14 protein-coding genes and 1 pseudogene are annotated in these 17755 nt (G+C 70.4%); 5 read left to right on the forward strand and 10 right to left on the reverse strand.

Annotated features, from left to right (window positions below; translation table 11 throughout):
- Positions 1–15 precede the first annotated feature (15 nt).
- Positions 16–1890 (reverse strand): ABC transporter ATP-binding protein, encoded by a 1875-nt coding sequence (locus tag ABLM29_RS06555; RefSeq protein ID WP_502889178.1) that lies wholly within the window; start codon positions 1888–1890, stop codon positions 16–18.
- Positions 1891–2060: 170 nt separating this feature from the next.
- Here ABLM29_RS06555 and ABLM29_RS06560 point away from each other — a divergent pair, with 170 nt between their 5' ends.
- Positions 2061–2636, forward strand: a complete 576-nt coding sequence (locus ABLM29_RS06560; RefSeq protein ID WP_349713197.1) for a dihydrofolate reductase family protein — start codon at positions 2061–2063, stop codon at positions 2634–2636.
- A 135-nt stretch (positions 2637–2771) separates the two neighbouring features.
- On the opposite strand, the gene ABLM29_RS06565 is transcribed toward ABLM29_RS06560, so the two are convergent.
- The 6 genes from ABLM29_RS06565 to ABLM29_RS06590 form a co-directional block, all read right to left on the reverse strand.
- Positions 2772–3692: an alpha/beta hydrolase gene (locus ABLM29_RS06565; protein WP_349713198.1), complete on the reverse strand. Its 921-nt coding sequence runs from the start codon at positions 3690–3692 to the stop codon at positions 2772–2774.
- A gap of 94 nt (positions 3693–3786) precedes the next feature.
- Positions 3787–4581, reverse strand: coding sequence for an ERCC4 domain-containing protein (locus ABLM29_RS06570; RefSeq protein WP_349713199.1), 795 nt, complete (start codon positions 4579–4581; stop codon positions 3787–3789).
- Positions 4582–4828: 247 nt separating this feature from the next.
- A complete protein-coding gene (locus ABLM29_RS06575; RefSeq protein ID WP_349713200.1) occupies positions 4829–5695 on the reverse strand; it encodes an energy-coupling factor transporter transmembrane component T family protein in 867 nt (288 codons plus the stop codon).
- Positions 5692–7464: an ABC transporter ATP-binding protein gene (locus ABLM29_RS06580; protein ID WP_349713202.1), complete on the reverse strand. Its 1773-nt coding sequence runs from the start codon at positions 7462–7464 to the stop codon at positions 5692–5694. The genes ABLM29_RS06575 and ABLM29_RS06580 overlap by 4 nt, the downstream gene beginning before the upstream one ends.
- A 3-nt stretch (positions 7465–7467) precedes the next feature.
- On the reverse strand, positions 7468–8409 hold the full coding sequence (locus ABLM29_RS06585) for a DUF8171 family membrane protein (RefSeq protein ID WP_349713203.1): 942 nt from the start codon (positions 8407–8409) through the stop codon (positions 7468–7470).
- Positions 8410–8447: 38 nt separating this feature from the next.
- Positions 8448–10085: an HAD family hydrolase gene (locus ABLM29_RS06590; RefSeq protein WP_349713205.1), complete on the reverse strand. Its 1638-nt coding sequence runs from the start codon at positions 10083–10085 to the stop codon at positions 8448–8450.
- A gap of 134 nt (positions 10086–10219) precedes the next feature.
- Here ABLM29_RS06590 and ABLM29_RS06595 point away from each other — a divergent pair, with 134 nt between their 5' ends.
- Positions 10220–11239 (forward strand): LacI family DNA-binding transcriptional regulator, encoded by a 1020-nt coding sequence (locus ABLM29_RS06595; protein WP_349713206.1) that lies wholly within the window; start codon positions 10220–10222, stop codon positions 11237–11239.
- A gap of 6 nt (positions 11240–11245) precedes the next feature.
- Here ABLM29_RS06595 and ABLM29_RS06600 read toward each other — a convergent pair whose 3' ends face one another.
- The 3 genes from ABLM29_RS06600 to ABLM29_RS06610 form a co-directional block, all read right to left on the reverse strand.
- Positions 11246–12004, reverse strand: coding sequence for an inositol monophosphatase family protein (locus ABLM29_RS06600; protein ID WP_349713207.1), 759 nt, complete (start codon positions 12002–12004; stop codon positions 11246–11248).
- Between the two features lie 404 nt (positions 12005–12408).
- On the reverse strand, positions 12409–13134 hold the full coding sequence (locus ABLM29_RS06605) for a hypothetical protein (protein ID WP_349713208.1): 726 nt from the start codon (positions 13132–13134) through the stop codon (positions 12409–12411).
- A gap of 5 nt (positions 13135–13139) precedes the next feature.
- A complete protein-coding gene (locus ABLM29_RS06610) occupies positions 13140–13859 on the reverse strand; it encodes a helix-turn-helix domain-containing protein (protein WP_349713209.1) in 720 nt (239 codons plus the stop codon).
- Between the two features lie 457 nt (positions 13860–14316).
- Between ABLM29_RS06610 and ABLM29_RS06615 the strand changes: the two genes are divergently transcribed.
- The 3 genes and pseudogenes from ABLM29_RS06615 to ABLM29_RS06625 all read left to right on the forward strand — a co-directional run.
- Positions 14317–14949: a GIY-YIG nuclease family protein gene (locus tag ABLM29_RS06615; RefSeq protein ID WP_349713210.1), complete on the forward strand. Its 633-nt coding sequence runs from the start codon at positions 14317–14319 to the stop codon at positions 14947–14949.
- A complete protein-coding gene (locus tag ABLM29_RS06620; RefSeq protein WP_349713211.1) occupies positions 14950–17043 on the forward strand; it encodes a DNA sulfur modification protein DndB in 2094 nt (697 codons plus the stop codon).
- 100 nt (positions 17044–17143) lie between these two features.
- Positions 17144–17595: pseudogene (locus tag ABLM29_RS06625) on the forward strand (transposase family protein); the annotation flags it as partial.
- Between the last annotated feature and the right edge of the window lie 160 nt (positions 17596–17755).

Raw genomic sequence — 17755 nt, forward strand, 5'->3', positions numbered from 1 at the left:
CCCGAGCCCGAGCCTTCAGCCGACGGCCGCGTCCTCGGCGAACTGGGTCCGGTACAGCTCCGCGTAGCGCCCGCCCGCGGCCAGCAGCTCCCCGTGCGTCCCGCGCTCGACGATCACGCCCGCCTCGATCACCAGGATCAGGTCGGCGGCACGGACGGTGGAGAGCCGGTGCGCGATCACCAGCGCGGTGCGGCCGTCCAGCGCCTCCCCGAGCGCCGCGGTCACGGCTGCCTCGGAGGTGGAGTCGAGCGAGGCGGTCGCCTCGTCCAGGATCACCACGCGGGGCCGCTTGAGCAGCAGCCGGGCGATGGTCAGGCGCTGCCGCTCGCCGCCGGAGAGCCGGTACCCGCGCTCCCCCACCACGGTCTCCAGGCCGTCGGGCAGCGAGCGGATCAGGTCGGCGAGGCGCGAGCGCTCCAGCGCCTCCCAGAGCTCGGCGTCGGTCGCCTCGGGCCGGGCCAGCGCCAGGTTGCCGCGGATGCTGTCGTGAAAGAGGTGGCCGTCCTGGGTGACCACGCCGACCGCGCCGCGCAGGTCGGCCGCCGTCAGGTCGCGCACGTCCACACCGGAGAGGCGTACGGCGCCGGCGTCGACGTCGTACAGGCGCGGGACGAGCTGGGCGATGGTCGACTTGCCGGCACCCGAGGAGCCGACCATGGCCACCATCTGGCCGGGCTCGGCGGTGAACGAGATGCCGTGCAGCACCGTCTCGCCTCCGCGGGTGTCGAGCACGGCGACGTCCTCCAGGGAGGCGAGCGAGACCTTGTCGGCGGCCGGGTAGGCGAAGCGGACGTCGTCGAACTCGATGGTCAGCGCGCCCTCGGGCAGGGTGCGGGGCTCGTCGGGCTCGGCGATCATCGGCTCGAGGTCGAGCACCTCGAAGACCCGCTCGAAGCTGACCAGCGCGGACATCACCTCGACGCGGGCGTTGGCCAGCGCGGTCAGCGGGGCGTAGAGGCGGGCCAGCAGCAGGGAGAGAGTCACCACGGCACCGGCCTCGAGCGAGCCGCGCAGCGCGCCGACGCCGCCGACGCCGTACACGACCGCGACGGCGAGCGCGGAGACCAGCGTCAGCGAGGTGACGAAGGTCGTCTGGACCATCGCGGTCTTCACGCCGATGTCGGCGACCCGGCGCGCCCGGCCGGCGAACTCCGCCGACTCCTGGTCGGGGCGGCCGAACAGCTTGACCAGGGTCGCGCCGGGCGCGGAGAACCGCTCGGTCATCTGGTTGCCCATGGCGGCGTTGTGGTCGGCCGCTTCGCGCTGGATGCCGGCGAGGCGGGTGCCCATCCGGCGGGCGGGGATCACGAAGACCGGCAGCATCGCCAGCGCGAGCACGGTGACCAGCCAGGAGATCCGCAGCATCACGCCGAGGGTCAGCACCAGCATCACCAGGTTGCCGACCACGCCCGAGAGGGTGTCGCTGAACGCGCGCTGGGCGCCGATCACGTCGTTGTTGAGGCGGCTGACGAGGGCGCCGGTGCGGGTGCGGGTGAAGAACGCCACCGGCATCCGCTGGACGTGGTCGAAGACCGTGGTGCGCAGGTCGAGGATCAGCCCCTCACCGATCCGGGAGGAGAACCAGCGCATCAGCAGGCCGGCCCCGGCGTCGACCACGGCGACGACGGCGATCGCTCCGGCCAGCAGCGCGACGGTCCGGCTGGACGAGCCCGCCACGATCTCGTCGACCACCCGGCCGGCGAGGACCGGGGTGGCGACGGCGAGCACCGCGGTCGCCACGCTCAGCGCCAGGAACCCGGCCAGCTCGCGGCGGTGCGGCCGCGCGAACGCCAGCACCCGCCGCGCGGTCGCCCACGAGAACGCACCGCCCTGCTCCGTACCGTGGGACCGGCGGAACATCTGCTGCCGGGCCACCATCTCCATGCTCATGGGCGCAACGCTAGGACTTCACGTGGACATGAGGTCCAGCGGAGGGCACCCGGTGGTTGAGGTGCGAGCGAAGCGAGCCTCGAAACCACCACCGGAAGAGGAGTCGTAGCGGCCCTCGCCCGTTCGTGGAGAGGATGAGCCGGATCCGCGAACCTCCCGAGGAGAAACCCATGCGCACCCTGATCAGCACCGCCTTCGTCTCGCTCGACGGCGTCGTCGAGGCCCCCGGCGGCGAGCCCGGCCACCGCAGCAGCGGCTGGACGTTCCAGGATCTCGACTTCGTCCCCGAGGCCTACGAGATCAAGGGCCGGGAGCAGGAGGAGGCGACCGCGATGCTGATGGGCCGCGTCAGCTACCAGGCGTTCTCGCCGGTCTGGCCGTCGATGACCGAGGAGTTCCCCCGCTACAACGCGATGCCGAAGTACGTCGTCTCCACCACCCTCGAGGAGTCCGACCTCGTCGACGGCTGGGGCGAGACCACGATCCTCCGCTCCGTCGACGACGTGGCGGCGCTGAAGGAGACCGACGGCGACCCGATCTCGATGCACGGCAGCGCCGCCCTCGGGCGGTCGCTGTCGGACGCCGGCCTGATCGACCGGTACCACCTGCTGGTCTTCCCGCTCCTCCTCGGGGCCGGCAAGCGGATCTTCAGCGACACCGACAAGGACAAGCAGATGCTGCGACTGGTCGAGAGCGAGTCGTACGCGAACGGGATCCAGAAGCTGGTCTACGACGTGGTGCGCTGATCCCACCGGTGGTTGAGGTGCGAGCCGGCCGGTGGTTGAGGTGCGAGCGAAGCGAGCCCTGCCGGTGGTTGAGGTGCGAGCGAAGCGAGCCCTGCCGGTGGTTGAGGTGCGAGCGAAGCGAGCCTCGAAACCACCTCACGCGAGCGCGCGCCCCAGGTGCTCCAGCGCGTACGGCGCAATCCGCCGCCAGTAGCCGACGGTGTGGCCGCCGGGCTCGAACCCACCGGCCGGAGGGTCGGCGAAGCCGGCGACGTACTCGCGGTCGGCCGCGTAGAACGGGTCGCTCACCCCGCAGTCGACGCGCAGCGGGATGTCCGCGAACGTTGCCTGCTGGCGCATCACGGTGACCCGGTCGAAGTCCGCCGCGCCGTCGTAGGAACCCGGTGTGGTGTCGGCGTACGCCCGGAACAGCGCGGGGCTCATCACCGCCACCCCGGCGACCCGGTCGGCCCCGAGGACGTGGGTCAGGTGGAGCGACCCGAACCCACCCATGGACCACCCGAAGAAGCCGATCCGCCGGATATCGAGGCCCTGCTCGTCCAGGAGCGGGAGGAACTCCTCCAGCACCATCGCCTCGCAGCGGTCCCCGTCGGCCCGGTCGTGCCAGTACGCGTCGCCGCCGTCGACGCTCGCCAGCGCGAACGGCGGTACGCCGTCGGCGACCGCCGCGGCGAGGAACCGGTCCAGCGCCAGGTGGCCGGCGCGGAACGGCGTCGCGTGGGTGCCACCGCGCCCGTGCAGCACCACCACCACCGGCAGCCGCCGCGGCGCGCCCGGCGGCCGGGCGATGGTCCACCCGACCGTGGTGCCGCGGGCGGCCGAGGCGAACGAGCCCGTGACCGACGGGCCGGGCGTGACGTCGGGGACGACGCCGTCCGTGCCGTCGTGCTGGAGCGTCCGGTAGAGCAGCGACCGCCCAGGCAGCACCTCGCGGTCGACCGCCACCAGCCCGGCGGCGCCGAGCCCCAGCGCCGCGCCGGTGCCCAGCAGCAACCTCCGGCGAGTGACGCCCCGCCGGCGCTGCTCCTCGACCGCCCCTGCCTCCGGGTCGCCCACCTGTGTCCTCTCCCCTGGCGTGCTCGCGGCCGATGATGCCGCAGGGACGACCTCGGAGGTCGGCTCTTGCGGGTACGACAGGTGAACCCTCGGATCAGGTCTCGCCTCGGGCGCGGGCGTCGAGGTACTGATCCATGACGGCGGCCGGGATCCTGCCCTTGTCGGAGACGAGGACGCCGTTCCTCCTCGCCCAGGCCCGTACGTCAGCAGGCGTCGGCGGCGCCGGCGCTAGCGGCGGCGCGCCTTCGAGGCCTCGGACGGCGAGGTCGCCGACCAGCTCCTCGGAGAGGCCGGCCCGAGCGGCCGCGAGGAAGCGGTACGTCCACTCCTGCGCGAGCTTGCGGGTGTCGCAGAAGACGATCGCAACGCCCGGGAACCGGATGTGGCACTCGGCGATCCCGTCGGCCACGACGCTGGGCCGGACACGGTCGAGCTTGAAGACCTGTGAGTAGCGCTCCTCGACGACGACCGCGGCGCGCGGGATCGCGGACAGCTCCGTGAGCTGGAACTTGAGCTTCCCGGAGGTCAGCGACGCGACGAGGTCGGCCAGCGACTTGCGCTCCACCGCCGCCTGCAGCACCCCGTCGACGACGAGTCCGTAGTCGCCGGCGGCGAGCGGCTCGCGCCGAGTGGTGGCCTGCCGGTCCGCGAAGGTGAACGGATAGCGCTCGCGGATGTCGACCGCGATCTCCAGGTCCGCGACCCCGCTGGCCCGAGCGCCGGGCAGGGTCACCGCCGGACGTGCCTGCTTGGAGGTGCGAGAGGTCTGCCAGAAGATCATCTGCCGACCGCGGGCGTTCGTCACCACCAGCTGGGAGCGGTTCTCCCGGCCCCGGTCGAGCACCAGGTCGATCGCGGCGCCTCGACGTACGCAGGAGCGCACCTTCACCCGCTCGACGATCTCGGCGTCGGCCGGCCACTCCTCTACCCGGTGGCAGTAGACCTGGCCGGTACGCGGCCAGGTGTCCTTCGCCTTCAGGATGATCCCGTCCCCGAGCGGGATGCGGAGGAGGTACGGCAGCGTCTACCCGGGCTCGGTGTTGCGGGCGATGACGAAGTCCTCCAGCACGCCGCCCACGGTAGCGGCGGTTCCGGCGCTCCTGGCGGACGCGGCCTTCCGGTCGGTGCGCGGCCCCTCAGCCGAGGACGCGACCCGCCACGAAGGCGAGGACGACCACGGCCAGGGTGAGCACCAGCAGGAGGCCGTCGGCCCAGGTGAACCGCAGCCCGGCCAGCCGCAGCCTGCGCCCCTCCGGGCTGGCGCCGCCGGTGAGGGTGAAGCCGCGGGTCTCCAGCGCCTCGACCGTGGTCCGGGTGCGCTTGGCGGTGTTGAGGAACAACGGGTAGAAGGACTGCACAGCGACCAGGCCGACGCGGCGCATCGTCCGCCAGCCGAGGAACCCGTGCCCGGCGGGCGGCGCGCCGCGCAGCCGATGGCCGTCGATGATCGTCTGCAGCTCGTCGATGAGCAGCGGAACCATGCGGTAGGCGTAGGACACCGCGAAGCCCAGCACGGCCGGCGCCCGGAGCGCAGCCAGGCCGTCGGCGAGCTTCTCGGGATCGAGCGAGACGAAGGCCGCCATGCTGGCCAGCGAGATGATGGCGAGCTTGAGCGAGACCTCCAGCAGCCCCTCGACGGCGCTGGCGTTGCCGCCGAAGACGAGCACCATCACGCCCAGGTAGGCGAGCTGACCCAGGATGCCGAGCAGGAACAGCCCCAGCAGGAGGGGGCCGATGCGGGCGGCGAGCGCGCTGGCCAGCGCCACGACGCCGAGGATGGCGAGGGTCGGCTCGGAGTAGGTGAGCCAGGGCGCGACGGCGAGGATGACGTACCACCCGAGCACGGCGCGCGGATCGCGGCGGGCCAGGAAGCCACCGCGGGTGGCATAGGCGACCCGCATCAGCTCGACCTTGACCCACTCCACGGAGGCGCGGTCGCGACCCGTACGGCGGCGGCCGCCCTCGATGGCGGCGGCCGGCGCTCCGTCGACGATCGTGGTCATGCGGACTCCTCGGAGGCGGGGCGGAGGCGGTCGACGAGGTCGGCGACGCTGAGCGGGACGGGCGAGAGGCCGAGCGCGGCGCCGAGCTGGGCGACCTGCGGCGGCACCAGACGCGCCTGCCGGAGCGTCTCGGAGCAGGCGAAGAGGCTCGCCGGGTCGGTGTCGGCGATGATCGCGCCCTCGTCGAGCACGATCACCCGGTCGGCCCACTCGGCGACCAGGTGCATGTCGTGGGTGGCCACGACGGTGCAGCGGATGTGCTCCGAGAGCGCGGTGAGCAGGCCGATGACGTCGTCGCGCGCGCGCAGGTCCAACGACGACGTCGGCTCGTCGAGGAGCAGCAGACGTGGCCGCATCGCCAGCGCCACTGCCAGGGTGGCGCGACGCTGCTGGCCCCCGGAGAGCATCCGGCCGTCCCGCTCCTGCAGGTCGGTCAGGTTCATCCGCGCCAGGACCCGGTCGACCAGCTCCTCGGTGTCGGCGAGGCCGCGCCCGGCGGGGAACATCGCGATGTCGCCGCGGATCGAGTCCTGGAGGAACATCTCCTCCGGTCGCTGCACCAGGTAGCACACGCTGTCGGCCAGCTCGGCGGCCGTGATCGCACGGGTGTCGTTGCCGTCGACGACGACGCTGCCGGCGGAGGGGACGGCGAGCCCGGCCATGACCGACAGCAGCGTCGACTTGCCGGCGCCGTTGGTGCCGACGAGGGCGACCCGCTCCCCGTCGTGCAGGCGGAGCGAGAGGCCGTCGATCACCTTCGACCGGCCACCGTCGACGGCGATGTAGCCGTGGGTCACCCCGTCCAGCTCGGCGACGACCCCACGATCGGGCGACGGCGCGGCGGCGGGAGGGCGGGTGCCCGCCACCGCCGCGGCCGGGCGCCCACCGAGCATCGAGGCGGCGGCCTCGACCGTGAGCGGGACCTGCCGCGCTCCGCGCGCGACCTCCGGCAGCAGGGCACGGGCCGCGGCGACGACCTGGGGTGCCGGGATGTCGGCGGCCTCCAGGTCCTCGGTGCGCGAGAGTGCCTCCCCGACCGGCAGGTGCCACCGGACCAGTCCGTCGGCCATCAGGACGACGGACTTCGCATAGCGGGCGACCAGCTCCGCGTGGTGCTCGATCACGATGACGGTGATCCCGAGCTCGGCGTTGAGCCGGGCGAGGTGGTCGTAGATGGCGGTGGCCCGCAGCGGGTCGACCTCCGCAGCGGGCTCGTCGACGACCAGGATCGACGGGCTGAGCGCCAGGGCGCCCGCCAGCGCCGTGAGGTGCTGCTGTCCACCGGAGAGCTGCCAGGTGTAGTGCCCGGCGAGGTGGGAGATGCCGAGCGCGGCGAGCGCGCCGTCGGCGCGTCGCTCCCAGTCGGCGTGGCCGAAGTTGATCGGCGCGAACGCGACGTCGTCGCGCACCCGGGGCCGGACCAGCTGGTTGCCGAAGTCCTGGAAGACGTAGCCGACCTGGTTGGCGATCTCGCCGACGGTGCGGTCCGCCGTCGGCCGGCCCTGGATCCGCACGGTCCCGGAGATGTCGCCGTTCCAGAAGTGCGGGATCAGCCCGTTGAAGGTCTTGCAGAGGGTGGTCTTGCCCGATCCGTTGCCGCCGACCACGGCCACGAAGTCGCCGCTCCTGATCGTGAGGTCGACCCCGCGCAGCGACTCGGCGTCGGCGCCGGGATAGCTGAACCGGAGGTTGCGGATCTCGATCGCAGGCAGGTCCGTGGCCTCGTCCGCGCGGCGGTCCTCGATGGTCATGGTCGACGACGTCGGCATCGCTCAGGCCTCGTCGCCGGGACCGGCGGTCGCCGAGCCCTTGCCGTGGAGCACCTTGATCACGATGAAGGCGCCGAAGCCGACGGCCGCCGCGATCAGGACGGCGAGCCACAGGTAGAAGTCGCCGAACTGGTCGAGGTAGTCGGGCTCGAAGGCGCCGAGGGTCCCGATGCCCTCGCGACCGACGTACTCCTCCCACTGCGCGAACATCGTGATCGCACCGGCCACCAGGAAGACGAGGGCGCCGACGATCCAGATGTTCACGCCGGCCGGGCCCTCCATCTTCGGCGGGTTCTGCGGGTCGCGCGGGCGCAGGCCCATGATCGGCTCGAGCTTGCCGTAGAGGCGCGGGGCGAGCCACATGGCGGGGAGCGCGCCGAACAGGATGCCCGAGAAGATCACGGTGATGACGATGTCGGCGCCCTCGACGAACAGCAGGGTGGAGTAGAGTCCGTCGGCGTCCTCCAGGGTCTCGGGGTCGATGCCCACGACGACCTTGAGGATGTCGACGACACCGCCGGTGAGCTTGTCGACGAGCACCAGGACCACCGAGGCGATGGCCAGCTGCTTGCGGTTGAGGGGGTTCTTCACGATCGTCCCGGCGACGAAGATCGCCAGCGCGGTCTGCAGGAAGCCCTCGAGCTCGCTGAAGCCGCCGAAGTCGCCGAGCAGCATGTCGGAGAAGACCAGCTCGCCCAGGGGCGCGCCCAGCGCCACCCAGAAGGGGTTGAGCAGGGCGGCGAGCACGACGGCGATGAACGCGAAGTAGGACACCCCGATCTCGAACGGCCCGGCCTCCAGCGTGGGCACGATCTGGCAGACGAGGTCGCCGACGCCGTACAGCGTCATCGACAGGACGAGGATCATCAGCTTCTGCGAGGCGGACAGCTGGTCGCCGCCGGCGAGCCGGCCGCGGAAGTCGTTCGCGGTGTCGGGGAGGGACACGGTTCGTGCCTTTCGGGTGGGGTGCAGTGGGTGGGTGTTCACGGACGCAGGTGGAGCGCGTCGATCAGTTCGCCCATCTCCTCGACCACGAGGTCGGGGCGCTGGGGCGAGTCGGGGTCGGCGAGGATCGCGTCGAGCTCGGCGTCGGCGAGGCTGCCCCCGCGGACGATCACCGCCGTTCCGACGCCGGCGCCGCGGGCCGAGACGACGTCGTTGGCGGGCTTGTCGCCGACGAGGACCGCGCGCGCCGGGTCGACACCGAGCGCGCGGCACGCGGTGAGGGCGACGAGGGCGTCGGGCTTGCGGCGGCCGAGCTCGTCGGAGTAGACGCTGGCGCCGACCAGGTGGTCGAGGCCGTGGGCGGCGAGCTTCTCGCGCACGCTGCGCCCGCTGACGGTGTTGGACACGATCGCGATCGGTACGCCGGCCGAACGGGCGGCCACGCAGAGCTCGCGCACGCCGGGGCGCAGCGTCGAGACGGACTTGATCCGGCCCCACGCGACGCTGAGGGCGTGCGCCTCGGCGCGGAGCCAGGCACGCACGCCGGCGTGGTCGCCGACGACGCGCGCCTCGACCAGCGGCGCCGCCAGGCCGACCCAGTAGGTCGTCGGGTCGATCTCTGGCACGGCCCCGTCCTCGGCGTCGAGGCGGCGGTCCTTCTTCCACTGCTTGTGCGCGGCGACCGTCTCCCGCACCACGGCCTCGGCGTCCGCGTCGGACAGGTGCCAGCCGGCGCGGCGCAGGCCGGCGGCCAGGTCGTGGGCGAAGCCGCGCCGTCCCGCGGGGTCCTGCGTGGACGTCGAGATCACGCCACCGTGGTCGAGCAGGAGGGCGCTCGGCAGCTTGCTGTCCTCGACCGGTGCCGGCGCCGCCGGCGGGGCGAAGGCGCCGGGCCGGGTGGCGCGCAGGAGCGGGACGAGTCCCTCCGGCGTGGCGAACTCGCGGTCGGGGACGTCCGCGATCGCGAACGGGACCCGGTCGGTGGAGTGGTGCCGGGTGAGGATGACCGCCGCGGCGCCGGCACGGCGGGCGCAGGCGACGTCGCGGTCGAAGGTGTCGCCGACGTACCACGAGCGCGCGGCCGTGGTGCCCAGCGCGGCGGCGGCGAGCTCGATGATGTCGGGGTTCGGCTTGCGGATGCCGACCTCGTCGGAATAGACCTGCACACCGAAGTGCTCGGCGAGGCCGTGGCGCTCCATCAGCCGGCGGTGCGCGCGGCCGCCGTGGGCGTTCGAGACGATGCCGACCGGGATGTCGATCTCGGCGGCGAGGGCGAGCAGCTCGCGGATGCCGGGGCGTACGACGTGCTCGGAGACGGCGAGCGTGATCCACTCCTGCAGCTCCCCCGCCTCGCCGACGAGCACCTCGCGCTCGGCCGGCGGGAGCGGGGAGGCGTAGAAGTCCCGCCAGATCTCGCGGTGGGTCAGCTCGCGCGGGTGCGGGCGGCGGCTGGCGGCGTTCTTCCAGTCGCTGAGGGCCTTCTTGCCGCCCTGCAGCACGGGGACGAGCGCCTCCGGGTCGACGGCGTGTCCGGCGCGGGCCAGCACCTGCGCGACGTGCGCCGCGAACTCCGCCATCGCCTCCGGACGCTTGCGGGTCTCGAAGACGACGCCACCGAAGTCGAGGAGGAGGGCCTCGGGTCGGACGGTCAGGTCGGGCGCGGAAGTGGCGGTCACGGGCGATGAAGTTAGGAACGCGTCCGTACGCCGCGGGGCCTGTTGCGCATCGGGAAGGTGAACGGGAGACGAGCATCTGGAACGTTCCAGATCGCGGTAGGGCGACGCCTTGCGATCAGGAGTAGGAAAGGGGGGTGACCGCCTCCGACAGACCAGCCGCGCCGGCCAGGCGGCGACCGACGATCCTCGACGTCGCCGAGCGCGCCGGGGTCTCGAAGTCGCTCGTGTCGCTCGCACTGCGCGACGACCCCGGCGTCGGGGCGCGGACACGGGAGCGGATCCTGCGGGTGGCCGAGGAGATCGGCTACCGGCCGGACGTCCTCGCCCGCGCGCTGCGGGAGCGGCGCACGATGCGGCTCGGGGTGGCGCTGACCAGCCTCGACAACCCTTACCACACCGAGGTCGTGGGGGCCGTGGAGGAAGCCGCGGAGACGGCCGGCCTCAGCGTGCTCCTGGCGCACGGCAACCGCACGGGAGGACAGCTCAAGGAGCGGATCGACGCGCTCCTCGACCTCAACCTGGACGGCATCGTGGTGATCTCGTCGTGGGCCGACCCGGCCATGCTGCAGGCCGCCTCACGGCGCGCCCACGTCGTGATGATCGGCCGCTCCCTGGAGCCCGTGGAGGGCATCGACTCGGTCAACAACGACGACGAGGCGGGGGCGGCGCTGGCCGTCGGCCACCTCGCCGCGCGCGGGCACACGCGGATCCTCCATGTCACCTCGTCGGTGCGACCGGCCGGCCTCGCCCGGCGCCGCGGCTACGAGGACGCGATGCGCGCGCACGGGCTCGGGCCCCACACCCGCGTGCTCACCCGCGAGCGCGACGGCTCCCTCGACCCGGCGCTCGGGGACGCGCTGGCGGAGGGGTACGACGCGGTCTTCGCGCGCAACGACGTCGAGGCCTCCGACGTGCTCGACCACGCGTGGGACCACGGGATCGGCGTACCCGCCCAGCTCGCGGTGGTCGGCTACGACGACTCGATGCTGGCCCGCCGCGCCCGGCCACGGCTGACCAGCGTCCACCAGCCGCGCACGGCCATGGGCGCCCGCGCCGTCGAGATGCTCACCGAGCGCATCGGTGGCCGCACCGAGGACCGCCACGACGTGCTGTCCCCGCACCTGGTCGTGCGGGAGAGCGCTCCCGACGCCTGATAGATCTCAGGCCGACCGCAGGAGGTCGGCGGCCTCCCGCACCGCGGTCGGCGGACCCGCCAGCGACCAGGTGATCCCCCGGGCCTCGACGTGGGCGACGGCTCCCCCGGCCCCCTCGACGAGGGCGAAGCCCGGCATCCAGTCCCACTCCGCCGCGTCGTGCTGGCACCACAGGTCCAGGCGTCCGTCGGCGACCGCCGCCAGGTCCATCGACCCCGACCCGCCCGCGCGGACCACCTTGGCGGCGGCGGCCACCGAGCCGAACGGCTCGGCCACGTCGGCCGAGGCGAAGTAGCTGCGGTGCAGGTACGTCGTCAGCGAGCAGTCGGCCAGGCTGCGGTCCGCCAACCGGGCCACCGCCTCGCCGTTGCGGGCGGTCGGCAGGTCGCGCCCGCCCACCCAGACCTGGTCGTCGTGCGGGTGGTAGACCGCGCCGAGCACGACCTCCCCGCTCTCCTGGAGCGCCAGCGCGGAGCACCACCAGGTCAACCCGTTGACGAAGTTGTAGGTGCCGTCGACCGGGTCGACGAACCAGGTCCGACCGGTCGTCGCCTCACTCGCGGCCCCCTCCTCGCCCACCACGCCGTCACCGGGGCGGGCCTCGGCGAGCGCCGCGGCGACCAGCTCCTCCGCGGCGTGGTCCGCCGCGGTCACCAGGTCCCCGGCCGACGACTTCCGCCATCCCTCGACCCCGGCCTGCAGCATCTCGTGGGCCGTGCGGCCGGCCCGGCGGGCCAGCGTCGCGGCGAGGTCAACGTCGTTCATCGAAGGGTGCACGGGGTCAATGTAGGGGCGCCGGCCGCACCGACCCTTGGCCCGGGCGCGCAATGCCGCCGACTGCGCACGAGCTCAGGCGGTGGGGGTGATCAGGGCGACGCACTCGACGTGGTGCGTCATCGCAACAGCATCTGGGCTCCTGAGCGTGGGAGAAAATGTCTGGATCGCGTTGCTTGATCCGGCACAAAACCGCGGTTGACCTGCGGGTTCATGAGTGTCGGCGAGTTCGTCTGCAATTTCACCCGTGATGCGATTCGCGATTCGAACCGCGCCCAAAGTGCGCCCTCATTCGGGTGCTTCAGATGGCTTCATTCGACCGATCTCTCGGTCTTCCGCGAGCGCGGGTCCCGGGGATCGACGCCCTCCAGGACAACGCCCATGCTACCGCCGAATCAACCGTGAAGCACCCCGTAGGCGATCTGCCCCGCACTCCTGATCGGGGCGGGAACGAGCAGCCAGGCGGGGTGCCCGTCGTCAAGAAGACTGCTTGCCAGCCGGAGCCGCTGCTGGTCCTTGCGGGTCATCTGCTCGGCCAGCTCGAACGGGTCCGGGGCGAGTGCGCAGAGCAGTGCGAGGTCGCGGTAGTGACGCTCCGGGCCGGGTAGCGCCGTCGCTGCCGCCTTCCCGACGATCGCGGCCAGCAGTGAGGGCCTCGGGATCGTGCCGCGGCGCCCTTCATGAACGACGGTGACCAGCTCGGTGCGCCGGAGCGCCTGGGTGCCGCCGGGCACCTCGATGGTCCGTCCCGGCGGTGTCGTGGTCAGATCGGCCCGCTCCCCCAGCCCCTCGGGCGCAAGGACGTCGATCACCACCGGTCGCGGCTCGGCGGCCCGGATGTACCGGTGCGCGAGCCCGTCGGCGCTGATCGTCTGCAGCTCAAGACCCAATGCCTCGAGTCCGGCCACGACGCGGGTCAAGGCGTGGGGCGCAGCCCGGACGTCCGCGATCACGTCGCCGTCCTGGCTGATCTGCGGCGGCACCTGACCGTTCTCGATCGCATGGAGCAACACCATCTGACCGCCAATCAGCGCCCACGGGACGTCGAGCTCGTCGCCGAGGTCGAGGAGCGTGTGCCACAACTGGTCGACCGGCGGCGGCAAGGCGGGCAGCTCGACCACCGCGGTCATCCGAGGGCTCGATCGCGTTGCCATTCGGCGAGCAGCTCATCCAGCCGCGCAGCACCCGCGGCGACGGCCCGCGGCTCCGCCGCATCGAGGAGATCGGCCGCCAACACGGCGTCGCCGACTTCCCCCTGTTCGGAGGCGGCGTCGACGAAGGGCCAGACCTCGTTCGGGAGGCGGATCCTCAGATTGGCCTCCGGCCCCTCCCTCAGCGCCAGGGATCTCTCGAGGTCGGGCCACCGTTCCTCAGCGACGTAGAACTCCGGAACCGGCTCCGCAAGAGCGACGAGATCGAACCCGCGATCGACCGCCGCGAGCGGCCCGACGGCAAGCACGCCGTTGACGCGGCCCAGCCGGTCGATGGCTGCCGGGTGGGCGACAACATCGAGCACCCGACTCCGCGCTCGCAGCGCCGCCCGCCAGTTGTCCACTTTCGGCGCGACCAGGTCGGCGAGATACCGGCGTACCTGCGACCGCGCGGAGTCCGAAAGCCACGCCGCCCGTCCACCATCGAGAAGGTCGAGAACCGCCCACGCCCGCTTCGGCGCCAGCGGCCGGCCTGGGCCACGGCGATTGCCCACGAGCCGCGCCACATCCTCGGCCGGAATCAGCCACTGGTTCCCAAGGCGACGGCCCCGCAGATCGCCCGAGCGAAGCAACTGCCGGACCCGAGAGGCGTTGATCCCGAGGCGGCGTGCTGCCTCCTTGACGTCGACCTCCACCGGCACAACCTCCTTTCGGAAAACCTATCGTTCTCGATAGGTTTCGCGCCAGGACTGACGGCGTTTCGGCCGCGCCTGGCCAGCCGCGACAATCACCTACACGGGTCATTCGCGACGCCTCGAGGTTCCCGCCGCTGACCCGGCAAATGCGACCACGGCATTGCCGCTCTCCCACGGGGCGATGCCCCCGCGCCGGTTCGGCGGGCGACCGCCAAGCTCATCGCCAGTGGCGCGGTAGACAGATCCGTCGCATGTTCGCGCATAAGGTCCGACCTCCGAACCACCGGGGACGCGTCCACCACTGACGCAACACGTCGCGAGCGGCCTGTCCGGACGACCCACCTGCCATGATGTACGCGTGGGTGCGAACAGGAGCCACTTGCAGGGAGGTCTCTGGCGTGGAGGTAGTCCGAGAAAATGCGTCTCATGGAACGCTGAGTTGGGCCGACGATAGCGCGTGACGTCCTTCTTCTCTCAAGTCCGACTGCACCTGGTCGATGGTCGTCGAGCGGGCCAAGGCTCAATAGCAGTATTGAAGGAATCACTGCCGGAGGCCTCGGGCATCTATGTCTGGACTCGGCGCGTCGATGACGACACGACCGGACTAACTCCTCAACAGCGCCTTCGAGCCATGCAGGCACGCTTGCAGACGACCAGGGACAAGCGTCCAGAGGCAGGGCGCTTGGGACGCTACCGGCGAGTGCAAATCTTCGACGATCCATCGCCGCTTACATCAAGTAGCCACGCACGCCTGGACAAACTGGTGTCTGCAGGAGCCTCAGAGTTGAGCTGGATCTTACTTGCCACATCGCTCTTTCAACGCCCACTTTATGTTGGGAAGGCGCTCAACTTCAAGAACCGCATACCAGCTCATTTCAATTATGAGACGCGATTTGCAAAGGATCTCCAGGCGGACGGCTTCGACATCAATGACTGCTTGGTCACACTTCTTGCAATCATGCATCCACCAGACGGCTTGACACTGCACCCGCCGGGTACGAAGGGCGATGAAACGGACCTTCAGATCAGCCTTGCCGAATCGCTCGTCATTCGAGCGGCGCAACCGGTTTACAACGTAAGGATGGACTAGATGTCGGACCTGAAGCTCATGGCTGGTACCCCTGGCGTCACATGGACCCGACCATTTGTTTACACGGCCGGACATTACAACTTCGCAGGCCAGCTCATTCCCTACTACTCGGCAACAATGACTGTGACCGAGGCACTTCGAGACCTGGTACTCGCCCACCAGTTGCCCGTCAATGCAGACGATCCCGTCCGGCTCGATGAGTTGATGCAGCGGGTACTTGACGACGAACGCGCTGGCGCAGACATCGTCGACTACCTTAGACGACCCGGACGCATCAAGTTCTTCAACAGCCTGACTGTGGTACTACTTCCAACTTCTACCGACGGGCGCCCGCAGGATGAATTCGGTCCACCCCTTGAGGCGCCGTCAAGCTTCGACCTAGAGGACGACAGCTATATCGTTCGGCGCGCCGGCGGTGTGATCATCCGTGAACTAAAGGGTGGCGGAGTCGGGCACATGCTCTGGCAACCCGACACTGTCAGAGCGGTAATCATTGATGGGCAGCACCGTTTCGCTGCGATGCGCAACCTCCATGGCAGGGCCCCGCAGATCCTTGAGGCCGACCAGAGTCGAATTCCAGTGTTAATTGTTGCACCGACCGAGGAGTTGGGATTTCGCGCGCCGGGCGGCGCACCAAAGTCCATAATTGCAACCAGCCGGTCCATCTTTACCGACATTAACAAGAATGCAAAGCGTGTAGGTAGCGAGCGGCAATACCTTCTGGATGACGTCAGCTTTTCGGCAGTCGCTATGAGACGTGTCTTGACCGACGGCATCGGCGGCTCGTTCTCGTCCGCGGCACACTCCAATCCCTCGCGAATCCCACTGGCCTCCATCGACTGGACACGCTCAGAACGTTCTCGGTTCGACGACCTGGAATGGCCCGCAATCTCGACGGTCCGAGCCCTGCATCAACTCGTCGTTCAAAGTATGGAAAAGGTCCCCGGGGAACAAGACTGGAACCGATGGCGGACCTGGATAAACTGGGTCGATGATGAACTCGCACCTTCGGCACCGTGGATCCGGCGGAACCTCATCGAGCGGCTGTCCGGCGCGGAGGATCGTGAGGACGCCTTCGTGCTCACCTCCGACGAGTTCGAAGCAGCAGTTGCTGCGTTCCCGGACACGCGCGGGCAGATTGTCGCCCTGCCCCTGACCCGACTTGCCCCCTACGCTCAAATGATCAGCGACCTGGAAGAAGACGGGCTCCTCGGCGCGCAGGACGAACTCTGGCTGGGGCAGGACGACCGAGGACGCCAGGCCTACATATCTCGATATGGCAACGACAACCTCGCCGAGCGCGCGGCTTCGGTCGCGCGCGAGGTCAAGTCGTCCTATCGGCTGGCCTATCAAGTGGTCTTCCAACGCGGATTTGTGATCGCCGCGAGAGAGATCTACGACGCCCGAGTCGGTCTCGCGGAACATTGGGGCCTCGGGGACCCGTCGGGCGCTGACGTGCTGCTGCATTGGATTGAACTCTTCAATGAACGAGTAGCGCCGCTCCTCAACGACGAGGACTTCTGGCGGGGAACGGCGATCGCGGCCGATGGTTCTCTCGACTATGTCCAGATTCCTATGCACGGCGTCGCCGGGCTGGTTCTTCTACTGACCGTGCACGAATGGACCAGCGTGTATGAACGCCCAGATGACCCTCGTGAGCCCGGCGAGGAAGCGCGCGGTTTCGAGCGGTATCTTCGGCGTCAGCCGGACGCAGATCCGTTCGCCGGTACAGAAGTTCACGAGACCGACGGAGACGGCGACGACGACGGCTTTGATGCCTACCCAGACAGCGATCGCGGACTGCGCCTTCTCGACGATGATCCGTACCGATCGCCGGACGATGACCTGGGGGTCCTTGCGGCAGCCGCATGGGGAGACCTTCTAAATATCCGCCGCGGACCCGCCCCTGGGATTGTGCCGGCGCTTCTTCGCCTTGCTACGAGGTGGTACCGCGACTCGCTTCGTCGGTACGCCGGGGCCGTCCACCAGGCTGCAGCCGGGACCGATCCGGACTCCGACACGGTTGCGGAAATGGTCCTGGCGCTCGGTGCTCGACGGCTCGGCGGCGCTACCCGACCCACGGAAGACGCTTAACCTCTTGGGTCCCGGATGTGGGCACCCGCGCGCGTGAGCACCTCGCACACTACGAACCGTGGCGCTGAGGAATCTGGCAGCACACTCGCGGGAGACCATGCGGCTCTCACACATCGACCGGGTCACCGGCGAGCCTGCGCCGCTACGAGCACCCGCCCCCGGGGGCGCTGATCCACGTCAACGTCACCAAGTTCGCCAACATCCCCGATGGCGGCGGCCACCGTTTCGTGGGCCGCCAGCACGGACGAGCCAACGGCATCGCCACCGCACATCGGACCGGCGCCGTAGGCAGGCTCTCACGGCCCGTGATCGGCACCAGCTTCGTGCACACGGTGATCGATGACCACTCCCGGACGGCCTACGCCGAGATCTGCGTCGACGAGAGCGCCGCGACCGCGATCGGGGGCCCGCAACGAGCTGTGGCTTGGTTCGCCGACCTCGGCGTACCGGTCCTGCGCTTGGCGCGACGCGTGCGCAGAATTTGCGATCACACCGAAGCGGACTCGGCCCTACCGGCCGCAATCCAACGGGAAGATCGAACGCTTCCACCGCGCTTCGCGCTGACCCGGACGAGGATCGGCGGGAACTCGCGCAACTGGCTGTTGGTGAAGGTCGACGACGACGCAGCCGACCGACAGCATGACCTAACGTCCACTCGAAACGAGTCGGTGATTTCAGGCAAGAGGAACGACGACTTCGCGGCGGACCCAGA

The sequence above is a fragment of the Nocardioides sp. YIM 152588 genome (assembly GCF_040191335.1).
Lineage (GTDB): Bacteria > Actinomycetota > Actinomycetes > Propionibacteriales > Nocardioidaceae > Nocardioides.